Annotated in this window: 18 protein-coding genes, 3 tRNA genes and 2 riboswitches; of the genes, 4 read left to right on the top strand and 17 right to left on the bottom strand. The window is 37.9% G+C overall.

The genetic code is table 11. The annotated features are described in order from the left end of the window. Positions 1 to 15: 15 nt before the first annotated feature. From ACFQ18_RS09615 to ACFQ18_RS09600, 4 genes are all read right to left on the bottom strand, one after another. Positions 16 to 1,491: an NCS1 family transporter gene (locus ACFQ18_RS09615; protein WP_060668053.1), complete on the bottom strand. Its 1,476-nt coding sequence runs from the start codon at positions 1,489 to 1,491 to the stop codon at positions 16 to 18. A 718-nt stretch (positions 1,492 to 2,209) separates the two neighbouring features. After that, complete coding sequence (gene hydA / locus ACFQ18_RS09610; RefSeq protein WP_047184305.1) at positions 2,210 to 3,631, bottom strand: dihydropyrimidinase; 1,422 nt, start codon at positions 3,629 to 3,631, stop codon at positions 2,210 to 2,212. A gap of 334 nt (positions 3,632 to 3,965) precedes the next feature. Continuing rightward, positions 3,966 to 5,240, bottom strand: a complete 1,275-nt coding sequence (gene preA / locus ACFQ18_RS09605; protein WP_047184306.1) for an NAD-dependent dihydropyrimidine dehydrogenase subunit PreA — start codon at positions 5,238 to 5,240, stop codon at positions 3,966 to 3,968. Between the two features lie 31 nt (positions 5,241 to 5,271). Next, positions 5,272 to 6,639: an NAD(P)-dependent oxidoreductase gene (locus ACFQ18_RS09600; RefSeq protein WP_244987007.1), complete on the bottom strand. Its 1,368-nt coding sequence runs from the start codon at positions 6,637 to 6,639 to the stop codon at positions 5,272 to 5,274. A gap of 335 nt (positions 6,640 to 6,974) precedes the next feature. Here ACFQ18_RS09600 and ACFQ18_RS09595 point away from each other — a divergent pair, with 335 nt between their 5' ends. Then, on the top strand, positions 6,975 to 7,307 hold the full coding sequence (locus tag ACFQ18_RS09595) for a hypothetical protein (RefSeq protein ID WP_047184308.1): 333 nt from the start codon (positions 6,975 to 6,977) through the stop codon (positions 7,305 to 7,307). Between the two features lie 104 nt (positions 7,308 to 7,411). Here ACFQ18_RS09595 and ACFQ18_RS09590 read toward each other — a convergent pair whose 3' ends face one another. The 8 genes from ACFQ18_RS09590 to ACFQ18_RS09555 all read right to left on the bottom strand — a co-directional run bounded on the left by ACFQ18_RS09590 (position 7,412) and on the right by ACFQ18_RS09555 (position 17,498). Next, complete coding sequence (locus tag ACFQ18_RS09590; RefSeq protein WP_052771650.1) at positions 7,412 to 9,280, bottom strand: serine hydrolase domain-containing protein; 1,869 nt, start codon at positions 9,278 to 9,280, stop codon at positions 7,412 to 7,414. Between the two features lie 198 nt (positions 9,281 to 9,478). Next, positions 9,479 to 9,940, bottom strand: a complete 462-nt coding sequence (locus tag ACFQ18_RS09585) for a hypothetical protein (RefSeq protein ID WP_047184309.1) — start codon at positions 9,938 to 9,940, stop codon at positions 9,479 to 9,481. Positions 9,941 to 10,123: 183 nt separating this feature from the next. Beyond that, positions 10,124 to 10,249, bottom strand: a complete 126-nt coding sequence (locus ACFQ18_RS09580; protein WP_222115734.1) for a DUF6254 family protein — start codon at positions 10,247 to 10,249, stop codon at positions 10,124 to 10,126. Positions 10,250 to 10,411: 162 nt separating this feature from the next. After that, positions 10,412 to 11,671 (bottom strand): cation:dicarboxylate symporter family transporter, encoded by a 1,260-nt coding sequence (locus tag ACFQ18_RS09575; protein WP_204798185.1) that lies wholly within the window; start codon positions 11,669 to 11,671, stop codon positions 10,412 to 10,414. Between the two features lie 268 nt (positions 11,672 to 11,939). Beyond that, positions 11,940 to 12,087, bottom strand: a riboswitch (cyclic di-AMP (ydaO/yuaA leader). Positions 12,088 to 12,223: 136 nt separating this feature from the next. Beyond that, positions 12,224 to 13,630 carry a decarboxylating NADP(+)-dependent phosphogluconate dehydrogenase gene (gnd, locus tag ACFQ18_RS09570; RefSeq protein ID WP_047184311.1) on the bottom strand — a complete coding sequence of 469 codons (1,407 nt, stop codon included), beginning with the start codon at positions 13,628 to 13,630 and terminating at the stop codon, positions 12,224 to 12,226. Between the two features lie 20 nt (positions 13,631 to 13,650). Further along, positions 13,651 to 15,009 carry a gluconate:H+ symporter gene (locus ACFQ18_RS09565; RefSeq protein WP_204798184.1) on the bottom strand — a complete coding sequence of 453 codons (1,359 nt, stop codon included), beginning with the start codon at positions 15,007 to 15,009 and terminating at the stop codon, positions 13,651 to 13,653. Between the two features lie 220 nt (positions 15,010 to 15,229). Further along, positions 15,230 to 16,762 (bottom strand): gluconokinase, encoded by a 1,533-nt coding sequence (gntK, locus tag ACFQ18_RS09560; protein ID WP_047184389.1) that lies wholly within the window; start codon positions 16,760 to 16,762, stop codon positions 15,230 to 15,232. 10 nt (positions 16,763 to 16,772) lie between these two features. Then, on the bottom strand, positions 16,773 to 17,498 hold the full coding sequence (locus ACFQ18_RS09555; RefSeq protein WP_047184313.1) for a GntR family transcriptional regulator: 726 nt from the start codon (positions 17,496 to 17,498) through the stop codon (positions 16,773 to 16,775). Between the two features lie 148 nt (positions 17,499 to 17,646). Between ACFQ18_RS09555 and ACFQ18_RS09550 the strand changes: the two genes are divergently transcribed. After that, the gene (locus ACFQ18_RS09550; RefSeq protein WP_204798183.1) at positions 17,647 to 19,095 is read left to right on the top strand and encodes a carbon starvation CstA family protein; all 1,449 of its coding nucleotides are present in this window, start codon (positions 17,647 to 17,649) and stop codon (positions 19,093 to 19,095) included. Between the two features lie 59 nt (positions 19,096 to 19,154). Here ACFQ18_RS09550 and ACFQ18_RS09545 read toward each other — a convergent pair whose 3' ends face one another. Then, positions 19,155 to 20,321 (bottom strand): MFS transporter, encoded by a 1,167-nt coding sequence (locus ACFQ18_RS09545; RefSeq protein WP_047184315.1) that lies wholly within the window; start codon positions 20,319 to 20,321, stop codon positions 19,155 to 19,157. A gap of 145 nt (positions 20,322 to 20,466) precedes the next feature. Beyond that, a riboswitch (Fluoride riboswitch) is annotated at positions 20,467 to 20,528 on the top strand. 43 nt (positions 20,529 to 20,571) lie between these two features. On the opposite strand from ACFQ18_RS09545, the gene crcB reads away from it, so the two are divergent. Together crcB and ACFQ18_RS09535 are read left to right on the top strand one after the other, a co-directional pair. Next, positions 20,572 to 20,964, top strand: coding sequence for a fluoride efflux transporter CrcB (gene crcB / locus ACFQ18_RS09540; protein WP_047184316.1), 393 nt, complete (start codon positions 20,572 to 20,574; stop codon positions 20,962 to 20,964). After that, the gene (locus tag ACFQ18_RS09535; protein WP_047184317.1) at positions 20,961 to 21,329 is read left to right on the top strand and encodes a fluoride efflux transporter FluC; all 369 of its coding nucleotides are present in this window, start codon (positions 20,961 to 20,963) and stop codon (positions 21,327 to 21,329) included. The genes crcB and ACFQ18_RS09535 overlap by 4 nt, the downstream gene beginning before the upstream one ends. A gap of 240 nt (positions 21,330 to 21,569) precedes the next feature. Here the strand turns inward: ACFQ18_RS09535 and ACFQ18_RS09530 are convergent, their stop codons facing one another. From ACFQ18_RS09530 to ACFQ18_RS09515, 4 genes are all read right to left on the bottom strand, one after another. After that, on the bottom strand, positions 21,570 to 21,683 hold the full coding sequence (locus ACFQ18_RS09530; protein WP_222115733.1) for a putative holin-like toxin: 114 nt from the start codon (positions 21,681 to 21,683) through the stop codon (positions 21,570 to 21,572). 514 nt (positions 21,684 to 22,197) lie between these two features. Continuing rightward, a tRNA-Leu gene (locus ACFQ18_RS09525) sits at positions 22,198 to 22,282 on the bottom strand. Positions 22,283 to 22,293: 11 nt separating this feature from the next. Continuing rightward, a tRNA-Cys gene (locus ACFQ18_RS09520) sits at positions 22,294 to 22,367 on the bottom strand. Between the two features lie 36 nt (positions 22,368 to 22,403). Further along, positions 22,404 to 22,478 (bottom strand) — tRNA-Gly (locus ACFQ18_RS09515). Between the last annotated feature and the right edge of the window lie 77 nt (positions 22,479 to 22,555).

The raw sequence follows: 22,555 nt of genomic DNA, 5'->3' as shown, positions 1-22,555 counted from the left end.
GATCCCCCTCCTACCTTACTTTCCTTCTTCACTCTTATAATCAAGGTTTGAATCAGTTACAATAAACCAATCCCGTCCTACAGTAATCCCTAAATAGTCATTATCACTCGGATAAGAAATTTCAGCTTGCGGGAATTTCCTAAAGTACCAATATTTCGAAAATATATAGTAGATGACAGCTGCAATCACGAAACCAATGATAAAGGAATACGTCATAAATATCGTTGCAATCACACCACCAACAGCCCAAGAAATAAATCCAACAATATTTACGCCCCCATTAAAGCGATACTGACCTTCTGTATCAAAAAGATCGGGGACATTCACCCTTCGTTTTCTTAATAAATAATAATCGGCAAAGAGAATTCCACTAACGGACGATAACACAGCACCGATAATTAAAAGAACTTGGGTCAATATTTCATAAACACTCCAAGGCTGTATAATCGTACCCACAATTCCAACGACAAAGACAGCAATCGCATGAGAAACTTTCGGACCCAACACATTAGAGAATATTGCAGCAGCGGGCAAAACATTAGCTGCAGTATTCGTAGACCATTGTGTTAAAACAATCATAAGAAGTAACATTGCCAACATCCAACCAGATGCAGTATCTTGAAGAGCCGTAACCGGATTAGAAGTACCCGCCACAATAAAAGCAGCCGCACCAATCATAATCATAAATGCTTCTGTTATAGGCATAGCAATGAGAGTTCCAATAAGCGTTGTTTTATTTCGCTTAAACCAATTTCTTTCATATCTAGGCGCCTTAAAATGACGTGAAATGGTCGGGATATCACATCCCAGCGTTGCCCAAAATCCCATATTCGCAAAAATAACTACCATAAACGCAGTAATAGCAACCCCTCCAGTCACCGGACTTGCTACCCAGTCCCAGACATTACTTCCTTGCCTGGTGATTTCCGTCGTTAGTGTTTGATATATTATTAAAGAAAAAATGACAATAATCGGGGCTGCTAAATCAGCAAATCGTTCCACCCACTTAATTCCAGATGCCGTATTAATCAGCTGGAATAATGCAAACACAATGTAACACAAAAGCCAATTATCAAAACTCGGATTCATCGTATTTAATATCGCATTGATAGCAGTTGATCCAAAATACGTATTCAACCCAAACCAAAAGGAAGCTGTTACCGCCCTTGTAACGGACGGAATGTGTGTCCCCACTGTTCCAAACGGTGCCCTCATATAGACTGGAAATGACAATCCATGTTCTACCCCGATATCACCAATTAGAGAAATAAAGGCACCGATAGCAACACAACCGATTAGCGTTGCCAACACAACCCATGGCAACGAAATACCTTGTATACCTGATGCACCAATGTCGAAAGTTGCCAGCAGAATCGCCATCCCAATCCACATCATAAAAAATCCCCGAACACCTATCTTTCTCTCATTGTGGTGGATTGGAAGCAAGTCTTTTGACTTCAAGTAAGAACTACCCTTCTTTTTCTCCTGCAAGACAATCGACCTTCTTCCCGTTTATTTTTTTCTTAGGTAGGAAAATATGAATCTTTCTCTTCCCACCTAAGTGTAACCTTGGCATTCACTAAATAGGGAATGCCATGTTTTCCAAACCCGCCAGTTGTTTCATTACGGGTGGAGATCAGGTAAGCTACTCGGTCAAATTTAATCGGTTATGCAGAAAATAGTTTAGGAAGTTTACAAGATAACTAGATTAGTTAACTAATCATATTCTGTATCTTTGTCTTATTCGGGTGTTCATTGAGTTGATGAGTGGCCGATTGACACAGTTTCTTTTCTGTTCGGGCAGTCATCATCTTCATGAGTGACCGTACGACGCGGATTCTTCTTTATTCGGGCACTCATCACCCTCATGAGTGACCCTACGACGCGGATTCTTCTTTATTTGGGCACTCATCACCCTCATGAGTGACCGATTGACGCGGATTCCTCTTTATTCGGGCACTCATCACACTTATGAGTGACCGTACGACACGGATTCTTCTTTATTCGGGCATTCATCACCCTCATGAGTGACCCTACAACGCGGATTCTTCTTTATTCGGGCACTCATCACCCTCATGAGTGACCCTACGACGCGGATTCCTCTCTGTTCGGGTACTCATCTCATCCATGAGTGACCGAATAACCGAATAACGCGTTTTCTCTCTGTTCGGGTACTCATTTAAAGAGTCATTCTTTTTATAGTATAAGATTATCGACCTGTAGCTGTTTCCTCTTGTCGCTGAAGTGCATCAGAATTGTATTTTTCACGTTTTAAGAATTTACCTGCTCCAGGTTTACCTACAAACTCCTTATCCTTCACGACATATTCACCGCGAGATAAAACCGTTACAGGCTCTCCTGTCACTTTCATTCCTTCTAGCGCACTATAGTCAACAGCTGAATGGTGTGTATCTACAGAAATGGTACGCTCTGCATTTGGGTCAAATAAAACGATATCGGCATCCGCTCCGGGAGCAATTGTCCCTTTACGCGGGAATAAACCGAACAGTTTTGCACTTTGAGTCGACACCATATCTACAAATTGATTTATCGAAATACGTCCTTTTTTCACACCTTCTGAGAATAGAACACTAAACCGGTCTTCTACAAACGGTCCACCATTAGGAATTTTTGTGAAATCACCTTTCCCTAAATCTTTTTGTCCATCAAAATCAAAGGAACAATGGTCCGAACCAATCGTTTGTAGCTGCCCACTCTTCAGTGCATTCCAAAGTACTTCTTGGTTGGATTTGTCTCGTAATGGAGGTGACCACACATATTTCGCACCTTCAAAATCAGGTTGATCCAAATAACTTTGATCAAGTACTAAATATTGTGGACACGTCTCTCCGAACACATTAAATCCTTTACTACGCGCCTCGGCAATTTGTTCCACCGCTTCTTTACAGGTAACATGCACCACATATAATTGTGAGTCAGCAAGCGCGGTTAGCTTCGCCGCACGTCCTGTCGCTTCCCCTTCTAATTCAGGCGGGCGGGTTAATGCATGATAAATAGGTTCGGTGTTTCCATTACGCAAAGCTTCTTTTGTCAAATGTTCAATCACATCCCCATTTTCTGCATGAACCATCACTAAGCCGCCATGTTTTTTCGCAGTTGTCAACGTTTGGTATAATGTTTCATCATCAGCCTGTAATACATTCTTATACGCCATAAATACTTTAAAAGACGTGACACCTTCTTCTTCAATTACAACAGGAATCTCCTCCAAAACGCTTTCATTTGCTTCTACAATTTGCAAATGGAATCCATAATCAATAACCGATTTATCTTTTGATTTTTGATGCCACGTACTTAGCGCATTCTTTAATGTTTTTCCTTTTTCCGTTAAACAGAAGTCAATAATCGTTGTTGTTCCCCCATGTGCAGCCGCCATCGTTCCTGTTTCAAAGTCATCCTTTGTTACTGTCCCACCAAAAGGCATTTCCATATGGGTATGTGGATCAATTCCTCCAGGAAATACATAAAGCCCTGAAGCATCAATCACTTCAGCGTACACATCACTTAACCCCTGGCCAATTGCTTTAACTTTTTCATTTTCAATTAAAATATCAGCCTGGTACGTATCTGTCGCCGTGACAATCATTCCATTTTTAATAATTTTCTTCATCTAAAATTCCTCCTTTGATAATATTACTTAAAGTACTTGTTCAAAAAGGAGGATGAAAAGGACCAAGGTCGGCTAAAAGCGCAACGTCCTGTTGCAACGCCGACACTAGCACGTCCTGTGCGTCGCAGTTCGAGGCGGCGTAGCTTTGAGCACTAGAAAAAGCTTCTCCGATTCCACATCGCACGCAGGAAAAGTGCACTTCTTTTCCAAGGAACGGAACGTATGCAATTAATACGTGAGTAGCGGAAAAGCAAGCCAACGAAGAAATGCGAAGTGTCATTTTCACCGGACTTTTTGAACAACCTCTTAAAAGTTTATTTTTTCATCGATATCATTATGAATCAGCTTTCTGTAGCATTTGAATAGCTGCTTGACGATTATTCCATGACATTGGTGGCTCTGTTGGTGTAAGGTCAATCATATCAATTGCTCCATCTACAGGACAGACTATAGAGCAGAGATTACACCCTACACAATCATCCTCTCTTACTTTTAGATAATCATTTCCATTCTCATCTGTTAACATGTCAATGCATTGATGGGAGGTGTCCTCACAGGCAATATGACATTTATTACAATTAATGCAAATATCATTGTTAATGCGGGCAACGACTTTATGATTTAGATCTAAATCACTCCAGTCTGTATATTTCCGGACAGAAGCCCCGATGATATCACTTAATGAATCAATTCCTTTTTCATCTAAATAATTCGATAATCCTTCCGTTAAATCCTCGATGATTCGAAATCCATGATGCATTGCTGCAGTACAAATTTGTACCCCCCCTGCACCCATCAGCATAAATTCTACGGTATCCTGCCAAGTTGAAATTCCGCCGATTCCTGAAATTGGGATATTAATTTCTGGATTTCTAGCACAATCTCCAACCATATTTAAGGCAATTGGCTTCACGGCTGGACCACAATAACCACCATGTGCACCTTGCCCATTCACATGGGGTACCGGATTCCATGTATCTAAATCAACACCTATCAGACTATTAATCGTATTAATCATACTAACTGCGTCTGCCCCACCACGGACTGCCGCTTTCGCTGTTTCTCTAATATCGGTAATATTTGGTGTTAATTTTGTAATAACGGGAACTTCGGCAGCTTCCTTCGCATACATTGTAGTCATTTCTACTAAGTCAGGATGCTGCCCCACAGCCGAACCCATTCCGCGCTCTGACATACCATGTGGACAGCCTAGGTTTAACTCAATTCCATCCACCCCGACATCCTGTACCTTTTTCACAATTTCATGCCATTTTTCTCGTGTCGGCTCAACCATTAATGATGCTATAATAACGTGTTTAGGATACATTTTCTTTGTTTCATAGATTTCCTTTAAGTTTACTTCAAGGGGACGATCTGAAATTAACTCGATATTGTTAAATCCAGCCACACGCTGACCATTAAAATGAAGCGCACCAAAGCGAGAGGTAACATTTAATATCGGTTCGCCTAATGTCTTCCATACTGCCCCGCCCCAACCTGCTTCAAATGCACGCTGGACTTGATAACCGGTATTTGTCGGTGGTGCCGATGCTAACCAATATGGATTCGATGATTTGATTCCAGCAAAATTAATACTAATATCAGCCATATTCATCCTCCTGTTTAAGGTTTGTTTATTCTCAAACTTGCTCAGCCGTATATTCTTTGAAACGTTGGTGAATGGATAATGCGGTTTCTTTTCCTTGTTGGGCTGCAGTAACAACCATCGCTTCTCCAATCCCTTTACCAAAAATAACATCCCCAGCAGCATATACGTTTGGATTAGATGTTATAAAAGACTCCTCGTCTACTTTTACAACTCCACCAATATGTTCTAAGCCAAAACTTTCAATCATCTTCATATGCCTTGTTTGTCCAATTGCTTTTACAACGATATCGACATCCATCAAAAACTCTGAACCTGCTATTTCAACCGGTCGTGGACGTCCATCACTTTCTGTGGCTTGTAATTCCATCCTGACACATTCCATTTGTTTGACATGCCCATTTTCATCGCTAATTAGACGCTTCGGATTAGTAAGCCATCTAAATTCCACACCATCTTGTTTGGCAAATTCATATTCAAAATCATAAGCTGTCATTTCTTTCTCTGTTCGACGGTAAAGTATCTTTACATTTTCTGCCCCAAGTCTGACAGATGTTGTCGCTCCATCAATCGCAGTATTACCTGCACCTATTACTGCAACCCGCTTTCCAATAAACTCTTTTTCATAAATCCCATTTTTCGTACGTTCTACGAGGTCAATGGCATCGTAAACTCCGGCTAATTCTTCTCCTTCAATGCCTAACATTGGTACCTTAGACATTCCTATTGCAAGTACAACAGCATCGTATTTCTCCAATAGCTCGTCAGCAGAAATATCTTTACCTACTTCCATATTCGTTCGAATGGTGACACCTAGCTTTTCCACTTGCTCGACTTCCCAAAGTGAAATATCTTTCGGAAGGCGGAAAGGAACAATTCCAAATGTATCAAGACCACCCGCTTCACTTTTCGCTTCAAAAATAGTAACTTCATAACCTAAACGAGCTAGCTCACGAGCAGCAGATAACCCTGCTGGCCCACTACCGACAATAGCAATATGTTTTCCATTGCTTTTTCCTGCTTTAAATAAAACTTGCTCATTTTTAATTGCCCAATCCGTTGCATACCTTTGTAAATCACCAATTGGAATTGGCTTAGTAGAATGATTAAGTACACAAGCGCCTTCACACAACTCTTCCGTTGGACAAACCCTCCCACAGCTTGCACCGACAGGATTAGCTTCCATAATCGTTGTTGCCGAACCCTTCATATTTCCAGATGCAATTTTTTTAATAAAACTTGGAATGTCAATACCAGTCGGGCAAGCTGTTATACAGGGTGCCTCATAACAGTACAGACAACGGTTTGCCTCGTCTAGGGCTTCTTGCGAATTAAAACTTGGCTTAGCTTCTTCAAAACCCTTTGGACCTCCTGATATAAGACTTTTTAACAAATCACTCAATGGAAAACCTCCTTTAAGCATTGATACTACTACAATATATATGCAGTAGGATTCACATTAGGCTAACATTATTAAAAAAAGGGATACAGGGACAGGTTTATCATAATTAGAAATATTACAAATTTATGAATAGAATAATACAACCCTCCACCTATTCATCCTGATAAAACCTGCTTATTGATGGGTCTCAAAGCGTCAAAAACCTACTAACCCCATTTCCAATTCTTGCCATACTTTTGTTATTAGGTTGTCATTGCTTTACCACAGTTTTTTTACAATGCTTTGTTATACTTTAGTAGAAGTTAAAAATCTGAGACTGAGAGAGGAGACCTAAAATGAAATTTAAAAACATCATCGTAGGTGCAATTTCTATCGGTACTGCATTGACTTTAGCTGCTTGTTCAGGAGAAACGAATGAGGATGAAAATAAGGATAATATGGAACCCCCACCAGAAACGGAAGTAGATCCTGGTACAGGTGAAACAAATCCTGGATCAGAAACAGACCCTGGATTAGAATCCGAACCAGAACAAGAGGATCCTGCATCTGATCCTGATTCCGACGTAGAAGAACCAGAGAATCCTGAAGATCCAAATTCTGAACAAGACCCAGAATTAAGTCCCGAGAATCCCGACTCTGGATCAGGTTCTGAATTACAACAAGAGTAATTTTAATAGGACATAAGTACTTCCCACTTTCATTTAAAAAACTGTCTACAGAAATGTAGGCAGTTTTTTTAAATGAAAGTGGGAAAACCTATCCTTCCATCCCATTAAAAATAAAATTGCCAATATATAAGTAACGTTATCAGAAGCATACTACTTAACATGGACAAAGAATAGACAATAACACGCCATTTCGTCAAAGTTTCTTTCCTCCAATTCCATATAACGAAAAACATAGAAAGAAGACAAGTAAAGGTAAAAAGGTAATTTAAGGTAAAGTGAATGATGATTTCAGAATAAGCACGATTACTATTCACTAACATTCGTCCCATAAGTACCATCACATTCACAACTAATGCCATTCCTGATAGGTGCAATGCAGCATTCCACCTCATCATGATTGAAAAAGCTTTTTTCTTCCGCCAATGTAAGGAACAGCGAACCAACAGAATCAGTGCAGTAACAAGAAAAAACACGATACAATATAGAAATAAAATACCATGTGCGGCAAGCATTTCACCCTTTTTATCCATTGGTAAAAAATCTGAATAAGTTGTGGAAATTTGGTTTACCACCCCTTCATCCACTTGAAAATAAAGTGTCTGCATTGGGAGAAAAACAGAATCCCCATTGACGAATCGATACGTATAAGGTTCTTCTTGAATATAATTCCCCTTCATTCCCATCACGCTTATTTGGATTTCATTCTCATTTAAAGATTTGACCTTTAATGGTGTCAAATAATAATAAAGATGGAGAAATCCACTATCTGTTCTACGTGCACTTATATAGGTTCCTTCTACATCGAAAGAATCTGGGGCATTTGCTACAGGATGAAATACACTCTCACCTATTAATGCTTTAGTCAACCCAAACGTTATATCCGCTTCCCCAGCTTGATTCGTTAATACAATAACAGCAAAATTTTCTTCTGGTACGATGTGAAAGTTACTAGAAAAAGCAGCGGTATTTCCTGAATGAGCAAAACCTTTTTTCTTCCCATCAACTTCCCAAAAACCGTGAGCAATTCCCGGTACATTGTCGTTTGCAGAATAACTGGTAGATAGCATTTGTTCTAACGTGTCTAATTCATCAAATAAAATACTTTTTTTATTTCCTTGTGGCATCAGTGCCATCGCAAATTTTGCTAAATCGTCTGTCGTACCATTCATTCCACCACTCGGATACATCGACATATAAAATGGAGTGGATTCTCGAAATTCTCCAATTCCTATAAGTTCATACCCCTTGGTGACATGCTGAATAATCTCTTCATTTTCCTCTTTGGGCAAATGAATCAACGAATGGTTCATATTAATTATTTCTAAAATGTTTTCAGAAACATATTCATCAAATTCCTTTTCTGTTATCCGCTCAACAATATAAGCTGCAAGCGATGTAGAAAAGTTAGAATAAGCAACCACTTCACCTGGAGGATAAATTTGATTCGGTTCTGCCTTTTTCAACCCCTCTTCTAAAGACTCTACCTTTTCTTTCGAAGCATAACCAAGGTCAAATATCCGATCCTCGAACCCAGCACTATGGTTCATCAAATGCAACATCGTTATCGGTTCATCATACGTTAATTTCGTCAAAAAGCCATCAGGTAGGTAATGGCGAATGTCTTCATTCAAATCGATTTTCCCTTGCTCCACCAATTGCATGACCGATACCCAAACAAACAATTTACTTACCGAACCCCATTCCAAGATAGAAGTTCCTGGATCCATTGGAATTTTGCTTTTTATGTCAGCATATCCATATCCTTTTGATAAAACGATCTGGTTATCTTTAACGACTACAACATTAGCACCCGCTGTTGTTTCTCCAATAAATTCCTCTACATACTCATCTACATAACTTTCCAAATCCTTAAGTGGAATACCTGATGGTGTTAGATTTTCATTTGCTAATACAACTCCAGGAATAAAAAGTGCACAATATAGGATAAGTGCCATGACAGTTAAATTCCTCATCGACAACCTCCTTTAAGAATACAATACATGAAAATCCCTTTGCAGAATAGTCTTATTTTTATAAAAAGGACTTCCATCAGTGGGGACTTTTATTCCACAGAAGCTTGAGGTGGGAGTTTTACTGCCCGTTTAGGTGGGATAAATATAAAAACCCCTTTAAATGTTGAGTTTAAACATTTAAAGGGGTTTACATTCCCGTTAACTATTGCTTAATTCCAATGTCTCTTCAAATAGTTTACCCGGAAAGGAATTATGTCGAAGTGTTCTTTCTAGAGTTCTTGTCGTGCCTTTTACATGCATGGAGCCACCAGTTGGGACCTCTACAATGATATATTGGGTTTCTGCAGAATTTAAGTTTATTAGATTCCTTAACTCATTTTTATTTAAAGCGCAAATGGTTTCTTGCCCACATACCAAACATAAGAAGACATTATTTGTTTTTTTCATGACATGTTGTATCGATTGCATTTCGGAAACGCTAAATTTAAAGTTCCATGGTGAAGACTTCTTCGTTAAATATTTCACAAATAATCTAGTATCCTGATTCACTAAATAATGACCGTACTCTGAATCTACTTTTTTCAAAGCATGAAAGGAAGGATGCTCCGAAATTTGTGAAAGAACCGCTCCATGATATAAATCTTGTATTTGAATTTTCATTATACTCCCCTCCCTTTTTTAATAGATTACGAATAAATCGGCTTAGAAAATTGTACCATAAATCTTCACTTTTGCATGATTAATCTATTAAAATTAGGTGGAAGTCTTACCGCCCGTTTAGATAGATAAAGACAGGATTTAATCACCCTGTCTTCCTAACCATATAAGTTACCCCTATAAATGTCACTTACTTTCATTTTTCCCTGCTTCATCAGCTAATTGATCAAGAGACTTCACTTGACCATGTGGGTTTTGCGAATTTTTACGACCTCTCCATTGTCTTTCTTTTCGTGATTTTGGTCGGTTCATGATATTCGAACTCCTTTATAAAGTAATCATTAAGGTAAATAACTTGTCCCCTTATTTGATTATTATTAGAAGAGAGCAGGGAAATATACACTACCAATAAAAACACTCCCAAACATTGACTTAATCAATATTTGAGAGTATTTTTATTGGCATGGATTTTATTTAAGATGCTTCATGCATTGACTCTTCAGCCGGAGGATTTAATTGTCCTTCCCACTTAGCTACTACAAGAGCTGCTAAAGAGTTACCTACAACGTTTACTACTGTACGACCCATATCGAGAATACGGTCGATACCAGCAATAAATGCTAAGCCTGCAGCAGGTAAACCAACTGTACTGAATGTAGCTAATAAAACAACAAACGATACACCCGGTACTCCTGCCATCCCCTTAGATGTAACCATTAGAACTAACATAAGGGTTATTTGTTGCCAGATACTTAAATCAATACCATACATTTGCGCAACAAACAAGGCTGCAATCGCTTGATACAAAACAGATCCATCTAAGTTAAAAGAATAACCTGTTGGAATAACAAAGCTTACGATATGTTTTGGACTTCCTGCCTTCTCCATTTTTTCCATAATTCTCGGAAGTACTGTTTCTGAACTTGAAGTAGAGAATGCCAACAGTAATTCTTCTTTAATTAAATTCAATAATTTAAAAATATTAAATCCTATAATCTTAGCTACTATCCCTAGAATAACGATAACAAAGAAAATCATCGTTCCATAAACCGTAATTGCTAATTTACCTAAAGGAATAAGGGATTCGAAACCATATTTAGAAATCGTAACCCCAATTAATGCAAATACACCAACCGGAGCATATTTCATAAATAAGTTCGTCACATAGAACATCGCATGTGCCATACCCTCGAAGAATCTTAGAACTGGCTTACCTCTGTCACCTATCGCAGCTATACCTAAACCGAATACTACAGCAAAGAAAATAATCGCTAGCATATCGCCCTCAACCATTGATTGAAATGGATTGGTAGGAACAATGTGAAGGAGAGTATCCGCAATCGATTTCCCTTCCTGTTCTTCTGTTGTATCTACGTAACTTGATATGTCACTTTGCTCAAGCTCGTCCATATTTAATCCCGTACCAGGGTGAAATAAATTAGCTGAAATTAATCCAACAGCAATAGCAACTAATGTCATACCTATGAAATAACTTAATGACTTAATCCCTAGTTTCCCAACTGCCTTTATATCGCCTACGCCTGCTATAGCAACGATAATACTTGATAAAACAATAGGAACTACAATCAGTTTAATCAAGCGTAAAAATAAATCACCAAATGGTTGTAAAACACTTTGCGCCGTTTCACTTCCATAAAAAATCCCACCAACGATAATACCTAGAATAAGACCAATTAAAATTTGACTAGCCAAACTTAATTTAAACTTTTTCATAAAACCCCCACCTTCTTGATGATTTTGATAAATACATAACGTACAGGCAAGGAAAACAAGATGATCCAAATTAACACTGTTTTTGAGATTATTAGAAAACTTTGCATTTGCCAATCCTTTGGGTGATGCTTAGTTGCGCTTTTGCAATTCTTTAAGATGGGACGAGTAATCGGAGCCCCAAACCGGAAAGATTATTATACTTTCCTAACCGCAAAAAAAAAGACACCTGCGTGTCAAGCACTGTGTAATCTCAAAATATGTTTCTCGCTTGTTTCCTCTTAAACGCTGACGGGGTTAGCTTTCGGGTTAGGACTAAGAGAAAATAGAAGCCCTTCCTTTTAAAGGATTCACCCACACGGATATATCCGTAATTAATTGGGTCCCCCGCTCTTAAATAGATTTAGCGATAATTATAGCTACTCTACTATAATATCTTAACTACCCCATAATTGTAAATAGTAGATTTCTTCCAAAGGTTAAACTACTAAAAATAAAAAAATAAAGAAGGCATGATATAGTAATGCCTTCTTTAAATAAAAGTCTACTTACTCTTTAGTTTTGCCAGTTTGTATGGAAAATTCCTTCTTTATCAATGCGTTCATAGGTATGAGCTCCAAAGTAATCTCTTTGAGCTTGGATAAGATTCGCACCACTGGAAGCGGATCGGTATCCATCATAATAGGTTAAAGAAGTCGTCAAACATGGCAAGGATAGTCCAGCTTCAAATCCTTTCATTACAATTTTTCTTAAGGATGCTTGATGACGACTAGCTCTTTCCACAAAGTAAGGGGCAAGCAATATGTTACTTAACTCAGGGTTTTCTTTAAACACATCACTAATTGTATTTAAAAAGTCAGCTCGAATAATGCATCCGCCACGGAAGATTAAAGCAATTTCCCCCAAATTGAGAGACCAGCCATACTGACTAGAAGCCATACGATATTGATAAAATCCTTGTGCATAAGCGCAAATCTTACCCATATACAGCGCTTCTTTCACAACATCAATCCAATATTCTTTATCAAGTCCAGCTTCCGCCACTTGAGGACCTACTAAACGTTCAGAGGCGTACACCTTTTCCTCCTTCATTGATGACAAATATCTGGTAAATACAGCTTCCGTCATAATCGTTGATGGAACCCCAAGGTCTAATGCCTCTTGGCCTGTCCATTTTCCTGTACCTTTTTGACCTGCTTTATCTAAAATCACATCGACAAGCGGGTTACCAGTTTCTTCATCTTTTCTCGTTAGAATATCTGCAGTTATCTCAATAAGATAGCTCTTTAATTCCGTTTCATTCCAAGATGTGAACACTTCTGAGATTTCCTGAACCGAAAGTCCAACTATTTCACGCAAGAATTGATAAGCCTCCGTAATTAACTGCATATCCGCATATTCAATTCCATTATGAACCATTTTTACATAATGACCTGAGCCCTTTGGTCCTATATAGGTACAACATGGTTTTCCATCCACCTGTGCTGCAATTTTTTCCAATATAGGTGCAACTTGTTGATATGCCTCTGGATCACCACTTGGCATTAATGCCGGTCCATTTAAGGCCCCTTCTTCACCGCCGGAAACACCAACACCGATGAAATGAATTCCTTGTTTATGAAGTTCCTCATATCTTCTGTTTGAATCATGAAAATCAGAATTTCCACCATCCATTATGATATCCCCTTTATCTAAAAGAGGGACAAGGGATTGAATCACTGAATCAACAATTGGACCTGCAGTGACCATTAAAAATATTTTCCTTGGAGTTTCTAAAGAACGAACAAATTCCTCTAATTCATAGTGGGCTTCTATATCATAATCAGGAAACTCATTCTCAAATTTATCCGTTAAGTCAGGTGTATAGTTATATATCGCAACCTGTTCACCCTTATTTGCCATATTCCTTGCAAGACTTGCTCCCATTACTCCTAAACCATATAAACCTATTGTGTTTTTCATGATAGACACTTCCTTTTCCTTTAAACAAACATATTAATAACTAAAACGCCAACTAGACCTACTACAGATATGACTGACTCTAGTAATGTCCAGGTGGAAAACGTTTCTTTTAAAGTTAAACCAAAGAATTCTTTAAACATCCAGAAACCCGCATCATTTACATGAGAAGCGATTAAGCTTCCAGCACCTGTTGCAAGTACCATTAAAGCCGGATCTATGCCACTTCCCTGCATTAATGGAATAACCAAGCCCGCCGTTGTTAGTGCTGCAACCGTTGCAGAACCGAGCGCGATCCGTAAGATTGCAGCAATTAGCCATGCCAACAATAATGGAGACATATGGGAGTCCGCAAATAATGCTGCAACAGAATCACCAACACCGCCATCGATTAGTACTTGTTTTAAGACACCACCGCCACCAATAATTAGTAGCATCATACCAATGGAACGGATGGATTCTTCTGCTGAAGCCATTACTTGTTTCATTGGAATATTCCGTTTTACTCCCATTGTATAAACAGCAAGCAACACAGAGATTAATAAAGCAGTCGTTGGCTCGCCAATTAGATAAATGATTTTAAAGAATACGTTATTTTCAACATGACCAAGGTCTTGAATCAATTCAACAACCGTTGAAATAGCCATTAATATAACCGGTAATAGAGAGGTGAGCACACTAATTCCAAAGCCTGGTGTTTCTTCTATTTTAAATGTTTTTGTTTCACCAAGCGAGTCAATATTCCCTGCTTTATTGAAAGAATCAGGAATCATTTTTTGAATGATTTTTGCGAATAAAGGACCTGCAATAATAACGGCGGGAATGGAAATTATAATACCAAAAACTAATACCATTCCAATATTTGCATCATATTGCTGGGCAATTACCGTTGGACCTGGATGTGGCGGCAAGAACCCGTGTGTAACAGATAATGCAGTTGCCATCGGTATTCCTAGATATAATGGGGATACCTTTAATTGTTTTGCAATCTGGAAGACAATTGGAATTAATAGGACTAATCCTACTTCAAAGAACAAGGCAATCCCAATAATAAAGGAGGCAATAACAACCGCCCATTGAATTTGTTTTTCACCAAATTTATCGATAAGGGTACCCGCAATTCGCTGCGCGCCACCTGCATCAGCAACCAACTTACCTAAAATGGCGCCAAAACCAAATATAAGAGCGATACTTCCGAGTGTTCCTCCCATACCGCCTTGAATGGATTCAACAATTTCCTCCAAAGGCATACCTAATCCTAAAGCAACTAGAAAAGCTGTAATAACAAGTGAAATAAATGTATTTATTTCTAATTTCGTAATTAGAAAAAGTAAAACTACAACACCTAATGCGACAACAATTAGGGGTAATATATTTTCCATGATTTATAGCTCCAATCTTGATGTATAGGGTACACTAAATGTTATTTTTTCTATTAGATAAGAATTATGCTAATTAAAACTTGTCATAAGGAAAGCCGCGTACAGCTTCAGAGCTAAAGCCGAAGCAAGACTCCCTTCACCTCCGTACGTCGTTTCAAGCACAGAACGTGTGAGTAAAGAAGTTGCGACAGGACATCGCGTTTTTAGCCTGTAAGGACGCTTACGCTTTTGTTATCTCTGACTGGTATTGTGCAATTTTTTCATATTCAATCTCTAAAGTTCGGGAAAGACTGATAAAAATTGGGATTAATTTCCGATATTCTTTAACATGAGATGGGTTCGGTTTATGTTTGTGTGTTTCCCCAATCAAATCTTCCACGATTTCAAAGGAATCAATTTTCCCAAGTGCAAATAACCCTAATAAACAAGCCCCTAAACAAGATGATTCATAGCTTTCTGGAACAATTACCTCTTGATCAAAAATATCAGCAAGCATCTGCCGCCATAATTCAGACCTAGCAAATCCACCTGTCGCTTTAATAGTTGTAACGGGCTCATCCATTACTTCCGTTAATGCTAAAAATACAGAATACAAATTATAGATAACCCCTTCTAAAGAAGCTCGGATTAAATGTTCTCTTTGGTGACTTAAGGTTAAGCCAATAAAGGAACCGCGAACATCTGCATTCCATAATGGGGCTCTTTCCCCCGCCAAATAAGGATGGAATAATAACCCGTCCGCACCAGGTCTTACCTGACTTGCAATTCGGGTTAACACATCATACGGATCAATTCCCAATCGTTTTGCTGTTTCCACTTCACTTGCCGCCAACTCATCGCGAATCCAACGAAATACAATTCCACCGTTATTTACTGGACCGCCGATAACCCAATGATCTTCCGTTAACGCATAACAAAAAATCCGTCCTTTTGGATCCGTATGTGGCTTTGGAACGACCGTTCGAATGGCACCACTTGTACCAATCGTAACCGCAACTTCACCTTTTTTAATAGCATTTACACCTATATTGGAAAGCACACCATCACTGGCACCAATAACAAATTTGGTCTCTTTTAATATCCCCATCTGTTCCGCATAAGAGCTTTCACATCCAGTAAATACTTCCTTCGTCGAAACAATCCGGGACAATTTATCCTCTGTAATTCCGGCTACCTTCAATGCTTCTTTATCCCAGCTCAAAGATTCTAAATTCATTAATCCAGTACAAGAGGCAATCGAATAATCTACCGCATACTCATTGAATAATTTATAAAAAATATATTCTTTTATCCCAATATATTTTTTTGTTTTACTAGAAACCTCAGGTACCTCATTCTCCATCCAAGCAATTTTGCATAATGGGGACATTGGATGAATGGGTGTTCCAGTCCTAGAATAAATAGCATGTCCATTAAACTCTTCATTTATTTTCTTAGCCCAGTTGGAACTACGATTATCGGCCCATGTAATACAACGTGTTATGTTTCGGTCATTTTCATCCATAGCTATGACACTATGCATCGCACTGCTAAATGAAATGAAAGTTAAATCTTCGGGATTAATCTGAGATTTTTTCATCACATTCCCAATCGATAGAAGAACCGCTTGAAGGATTTCTTCTGGGTCTTGTTCAGCTGTATATATATCTGGCTTATACAAATCATATCCATTATTCTCGTTTGCAATAACTTCTCCTGTTTCACGGAATAACACAGCTTTTGTACTGGTTGTGCCAATGTCAACCCCAAGCATGTATTTATTTTTATCCACGATACTCACTCGCTTTCTTCAATGATTCTGGATCATCCCATAAACCATCTGAATTTTTCTTGACATCTTTAAAATTTTTATAAAAAGCTTCATCCATCATTTTTTTATCCTTTTGTTGAATGCATTGTATCAGAAGTGCATGATTATGTATGACCCGATGAAAGTCTTCATAGTTTTCCTCCATTCGGTGTCTCATATCCAATAAAATAAAACATTCTACAATTGGCTTTATATTCGACCAAAGAACGCTTATATAACGATGATTAATCGCATGAATGATCGTTTCATGAAATTGCACATCTTTAAATGCAAATTCATCTGCATCTTTATATTTAAATGCAACTTTCATCATTTCTAATATTTTATTTAACTCTTTGATTAACTCATCATTAATATCTGCTTCCAATAAATGATTAAAAACAAAGGATTCTATTATAAGTCTTACATCATAAATTTCATCAATATCTTTCTCAGTAATCCCTACAACCTTTGCCCCCATTCTCCTTAACTGAACTAACCCTTCTTTTTCCAGTACCTTTAGAGCATCCCGAATAGGAGAACGGCTGACATTGTATTCTTCAGATAATTTATTTTCGGATAAAGTGCTTCCATTTATTAGATCCTTTGAAATAATTCTCATTCGCAAATCGGCGACGACCACTTGTCCAATAGAAGAGTCTAATAATTTCTTTTCGGGATAAAGCCCTTTCAAATACATCACTCCCCAAAAACCAGTATACTTGTATACAAGTATACTAACATAATTTCACAAGATTAACAAACGGTTAAAACTATTGTATTTTTTTATGAAAGGATATAAAATGATGATGTAAACGTTTGCGCCATCATACAAAGGGGGAGTTAAGATGGTTACATTTTTAATTGCCATAGCTTTATTGGTTGTTTCTTATTTCACATATGGAAAATATGTTGAAAAAGTCTTTGGCCCTAACGAAGATAGAAAAACACCGGCTTATGCAAATCGAGACGATGTTGACTATTTGCCAATGAACAAACAGAAAAACGCACTAATTCAATTATTAAATATTGCCGGAACCGGGCCTATCTTTGGTCCAATCATGGGAGCTTTATACGGACCTGTTGCCTTTTTATGGATTGTGTTAGGTTCCATTTTTGCAGGAGCTGTACATGATTACCTAACTGGTATGATTTCAATTCGTAATCGAGGCGCTCACATTCCAGAACTTGCAGGGAAATTTTTGGGGAATATTTCCAAACACTTAGTAAACATTTTCGCTTTACTTCTATTATTACTAGTTGGTACCGTGTTTGTTACGACACCAGCATCCTTATTACACAATTTAATAGATGGAAAGATTGCCTTAATTGCTATTATTTTAATGATCTTCGGCTATTATTTCTTATCTACCATTCTACCAATTGATAAAATTATCGGACGAGTATATCCGTATTTTGGGGCAGTTTTATTAATTGGTACCATTGGGGTTGGCGCTGCATTATTACTCTCAGATTATAAGATTCCCGAAATATCTTTAACAAATATGCATCCGGCTGGCTTGCCAGTTTTACCGATATTATTCTTAACGATTACTTGTGGTGCTTTATCTGGCTTCCATGCTACCCAGTCACCACTTATTTCTAGAACAACACAAAATGAGAAACAAGGACGTTATATTTTCTACGGAATGATGGTTGCAGAAGGTGTTATCGCCATGATATGGGCTGCTGCAGCTATGAGTTTATTTGATGGGCAAGGGCTTCAAGGGTTAATTAATGAAGGTACAGCTTCCCTAGTGGTTAATGAAGTTTCAATGACCCTACTTGGTGCGATTGGTGGTACCATTGCTGTTCTTGGCGCAGTAGTGTTACCAATTACATCTGGTGATACTGCATTCCGTGCAGCACGTAATATCATTGCCGATTATATTAAAATGGATCAAACGAAAGTAGCAAAACGTTTATCTATTGCGATACCAATGTTTGTGATTTCTTATTGGTTAACGACAATTGATTTTAATATTTTGTGGCGTTACTTCTCGTTTGCCAACCAAGGAACCGCTGCACTTGCTCTTTGGATTGGTACCATGTATCTATTTGTGAAGAAGAAAAATTATTTCATTGCTCTAATACCAGCACTATTCATTACGGATATGGTATTAACCTATATCTTATATGATGGCAATCTTGGTTTTGGCTTACCATATCATGTATCACATATCGGTGGAATCGTCATGACCATTCTAATAACTGCTTTGTTCTTCTGGAAAGGGAACAAAAATCGACGCGAAAACCTTGTTGCGGATATTGAATTAAAATCCGATGATGCAGCTTAAAATAAGTATAGCAAAAACCGTATTCCTTCTAATCACAAGGAATACGGTTTTTACAATGTTTAGGCCTCTTGTTGTTTCGGTTCTTTCCATGCAAGTGTAAGCCCAATTCCGATTGCTAAAATAATGGTTGCAAAGTAAAACGGATAATTAAGCTCGATATCGAATAATAGCCCGCCGATTATAGGGCCAATCACATTCCCGATACTTGTAAACATCGAATTCATCCCAGCTACAAAGCCCTGTTCCTTACCGGCAATTCTTGTTAAATAGGTTGTTACAGCTGGGCGCATTAAATCAAATCCAATAAACACAGTAATGGTAACAAGTAAAACGGAAAAATATTCATGAACAAGCGTCAATACAAAAACAAGGATGGTTGACAGGATAAGACTATATCGGATTAAACGAATTTCACCTAACCATCTCGTCAAGCGATCAAATAACACCACTTGGAAAAAAGCCCCAATAATGCCCCCACCTGTTATTGCGATAGCTATATCCTTCGGTGTAAAACCGAATTTATGATCGACAAACAAGGAAAACAGCGATTCAAACGAAGATAGGCCAAACGAGAATATTAATATAATCATAAATGATATAAAATACATCGGAGCAAATATTCGTCTCAAACCAGCTTTTTGTCCCAATTCATTTTCTTCATGTTCAGGGTTTCTTTCCGGTTCATGAAGTAAGATAACTGACAAAACGGCTGCTACCAAAGCAAAACCTGCCGCAACAAAAAACGGCAAACGAGAATGAATTTCTGCTAAGAAGCCTCCAATACCCGGTCCAATAATAAATCCAGTTGATATAGCTGCCGACATATAGCCCATTGCTTTGGAGCGTGTATGGAGCGTAGTAACGTCTGCAATAAAAGCTGTTACGGCTGGCATAATGAATGCTGCACTTACGCCTCCAAGCATACGCGAAATAAAAAGAACGCTAACTGATTTTCCGATACCAAAAAGCAACTCTGAGAAACAAAAAATAATCAAGCCAATGACAATCATTCGTTTACGACCAAATTGATCAACCCATCGACCTGCAATTGGCGATGCAAGGAGTTGGATAAAGGCAAAAGCGGCAACCATATTGCCGACAACTGACCCAGATAAATGCAATTCATTCATGATGCTAGGAACGACTGGAATAACAAGGCTAATTCCCAAAAACGCTATAAATATATTTATTAATACAATAGTTAATGCCATGTTGTGTTTCTTCATATTGCTCTACTCCCTTAAAAACATCTATACCATAATTTAACTTCCCCTAAGAGGAAAGTCAATGCATTAATACTTGTTTCATAATAAATATTAATGGATAAAATCTTGACGTACAATCAAAAACTGACTAATGTATATTATATCATTCTAAATAGACGATGGAGTTCGCCATTAACCGTCTTTTCGACTAATCACTCCTGCCAGTTTATTAATGGCAGGAGTCTGTTTTATTTTAAGGAGGTTAACGACTATGCAACACGTTTTACTTGGTATTGCCGGTTCAATTGGAGCAATTTTAAGATACATGATCTCCATACTTTTTTCTACTAACCAACTACTAGTCTTCCCCTTTGCAACCGTTACAGTCAATTTATTGGGCTGCTTTATTTTAGGGTTATTATCTTCTGGTTTAGAGTTAATGATAAAAGTTGAACCTAAATATCTAACTGCCTTCAAAACAGGTCTAATTGGATCCTTTACAACCTTCTCAACATTTAGCGTCGAAGTTATTCAACTGTTGCAACATAATTATTATTTATACGCTGTTACCTATATACTGGTCAGCGCAATCTTTGGGTTAGGTTTTGCAGCCTTAGGACTGAATCTTGGGAAACGCCTCGTGGAAAGGAAGCGTTTATTATGATAGACTTATTCTTAGTTGCTACTGGCGGATTCCTAGGGGCAATATCACGTTCCATTATTTCTAAAAAATTAAATAATAAATTTCCCCTAATCTATTTAGGTACTTTTGTGGTAAATATATTAGGATCATTGTTACTTGGCTTTCTAGTAAATATTCATCTTTATACAAGCGTAAACCTTTTTATAGGCATCGGATTTTTAGGCTCGTTTACGACGTTTTCAACTTTTAAGGTTGAGAACATCACTCTGATCCAATCAAAACAAAATAAGCAATTTCTTATTTACTTATTTCTGACATATATAATAGGAATCCTTTTTGCATTTATTGGATTTTGGATAGCGAGAATTTATTTAGGTTGGGGTTAAGTTTGCTTCTATAGATACTATTATACTACTGAATATTAAAGGAGTATTTTCAATTGCTGTTAAAATATATTTCCGTCTCACCGGTCTCCTTTTACATCGCGATTGTTTTAGGCTACTTATAATCGTTTATTATAATTAGAAGCACATATAAAAATAAAGACCGCACCATGCAGTCACATGGAATGGTCACAATAAACATAATCCCATTAGGGTGGCGCAATTCAGAGTAAAATAATCCCTTCACATGCCGCTTAGGATATGAGGGGTTATTTTTTTTGTATCTTTTTCTGACATAATAAACGCTATTAACGCTCCAAAGGAAATCATCAGAGTCAATACATCCTCAATTTCCATAGGCTTCACCTCCCCTCTTTTGGAAAATCCAAAGAAGGTAAACCGGTGCGCCACCCCTCATATGAAGTTAATCTATTGTAAAGTCATTATAACATAATACTTTTCTTTAACAATTTCTTTCTGAACTTCCTTTTCATATTGTTATGCTTTTTCATCTCCTTCACAATAGAAGAAAAGTAGATAATTTCTTTGGAAGTTTCATAGATTTATGGGAAGTATTTACTTATAAATACTTGATGTTTTCTAATTGAGGTAGTTACGGCTCGGTTATCTGTTCATTTTCTGTTATACAAAAACCTGCTGGTAAATTTTCTTATAGCCCTAATTTTTATTAAATTGATTATGTTGTTCTTAAAGTCGAAGTCTTTTCTAGTTACTAAAATGCGTAAAAGGATTAAAAACATGTCATGTTCAATCGTATTTCATAATAAATAGAAGAAGCTCATAAACCCCTTTATATCAAGGTTTATGAGCTTATCTGTTACTATCAATCGTAACTTAAATCATTTCAAGATACCGGTGGTCGGGGTCGAACCGACACGTCCTTAACGGACACGGGATTTTGAGTCCCGCGCGTCTGCCAATTCCGCCACACCGGCAAAAATAAAAATGGAGGCGGTAACCGGATTTGAACCGGTGATAAAGGTTTTGCAGACCTCTGCCTTACCACTTGGCTATACCGCCGTATAAAATATACGTTATACTATATTCAGATTTTATTGGAGCGGAAGACGGGATTCGAACCCGCGACCCCCACCTTGGCAAGGTGGTGTTCTACCACTGAACTACTTCCGCAATTGGCTGGGCTACTAGGATTCGAACCTAGGATACACGGGATCAAAACCCGATGCCTTACCGCTTGGCTATAGCCC

Origin of the sequence: Oceanobacillus caeni (assembly GCF_042678465.1) — a bacterium.
Lineage (GTDB): Bacteria > Bacillota > Bacilli > Bacillales > Amphibacillaceae > Oceanobacillus > Oceanobacillus caeni.
The sequence above is the reverse complement of the archived record's forward strand: the minus strand, read 5'-3'. Positions and strand labels throughout refer to the sequence as shown.

Bases quoted from the DNA above. Each gene is read 5' to 3' on its own strand.
- hydA (WP_047184305.1), bottom strand. From the start codon at position 3,631: ATGAAGAAAATTATTAAAAATGGAATGATTGTCACGGCGACAGATACG.
- preA (WP_047184306.1), bottom strand. From the start codon at position 5,240: ATGGCTGATATTAGTATTAATTTTGCTGGAATCAAATCATCGAATCCA.
- ACFQ18_RS09595 (WP_047184308.1), top strand. From the start codon at position 6,975: ATGAAATTTAAAAACATCATCGTAGGTGCAATTTCTATCGGTACTGCA.
- ACFQ18_RS09590 (WP_052771650.1), bottom strand. From the start codon at position 9,280: ATGAGGAATTTAACTGTCATGGCACTTATCCTATATTGTGCACTTTTT.
- ACFQ18_RS09585 (WP_047184309.1), bottom strand. From the start codon at position 9,940: ATGAAAATTCAAATACAAGATTTATATCATGGAGCGGTTCTTTCACAA.
- ACFQ18_RS09580 (WP_222115734.1), bottom strand. From the start codon at position 10,249: ATGAACCGACCAAAATCACGAAAAGAAAGACAATGGAGAGGTCGTAAA.
- ACFQ18_RS09575 (WP_204798185.1), bottom strand. From the start codon at position 11,671: ATGAAAAAGTTTAAATTAAGTTTGGCTAGTCAAATTTTAATTGGTCTT.
- gnd (WP_047184311.1), bottom strand. From the start codon at position 13,630: ATGAAAAACACAATAGGTTTATATGGTTTAGGAGTAATGGGAGCAAGT.
- ACFQ18_RS09565 (WP_204798184.1), bottom strand. From the start codon at position 15,009: ATGGAAAATATATTACCCCTAATTGTTGTCGCATTAGGTGTTGTAGTT.
- gntK (WP_047184389.1), bottom strand. From the start codon at position 16,762: ATGCTTGGGGTTGACATTGGCACAACCAGTACAAAAGCTGTGTTATTC.
- ACFQ18_RS09555 (WP_047184313.1), bottom strand. From the start codon at position 17,498: ATGTATTTGAAAGGGCTTTATCCCGAAAAGAAATTATTAGACTCTTCT.
- ACFQ18_RS09550 (WP_204798183.1), top strand. From the start codon at position 17,647: ATGGTTACATTTTTAATTGCCATAGCTTTATTGGTTGTTTCTTATTTC.
- ACFQ18_RS09545 (WP_047184315.1), bottom strand. From the start codon at position 20,321: ATGAAGAAACACAACATGGCATTAACTATTGTATTAATAAATATATTT.
- crcB (WP_047184316.1), top strand. From the start codon at position 20,572: ATGCAACACGTTTTACTTGGTATTGCCGGTTCAATTGGAGCAATTTTA.
- ACFQ18_RS09535 (WP_047184317.1), top strand. From the start codon at position 20,961: ATGATAGACTTATTCTTAGTTGCTACTGGCGGATTCCTAGGGGCAATA.
- ACFQ18_RS09530 (WP_222115733.1), bottom strand. From the start codon at position 21,683: ATGGAAATTGAGGATGTATTGACTCTGATGATTTCCTTTGGAGCGTTA.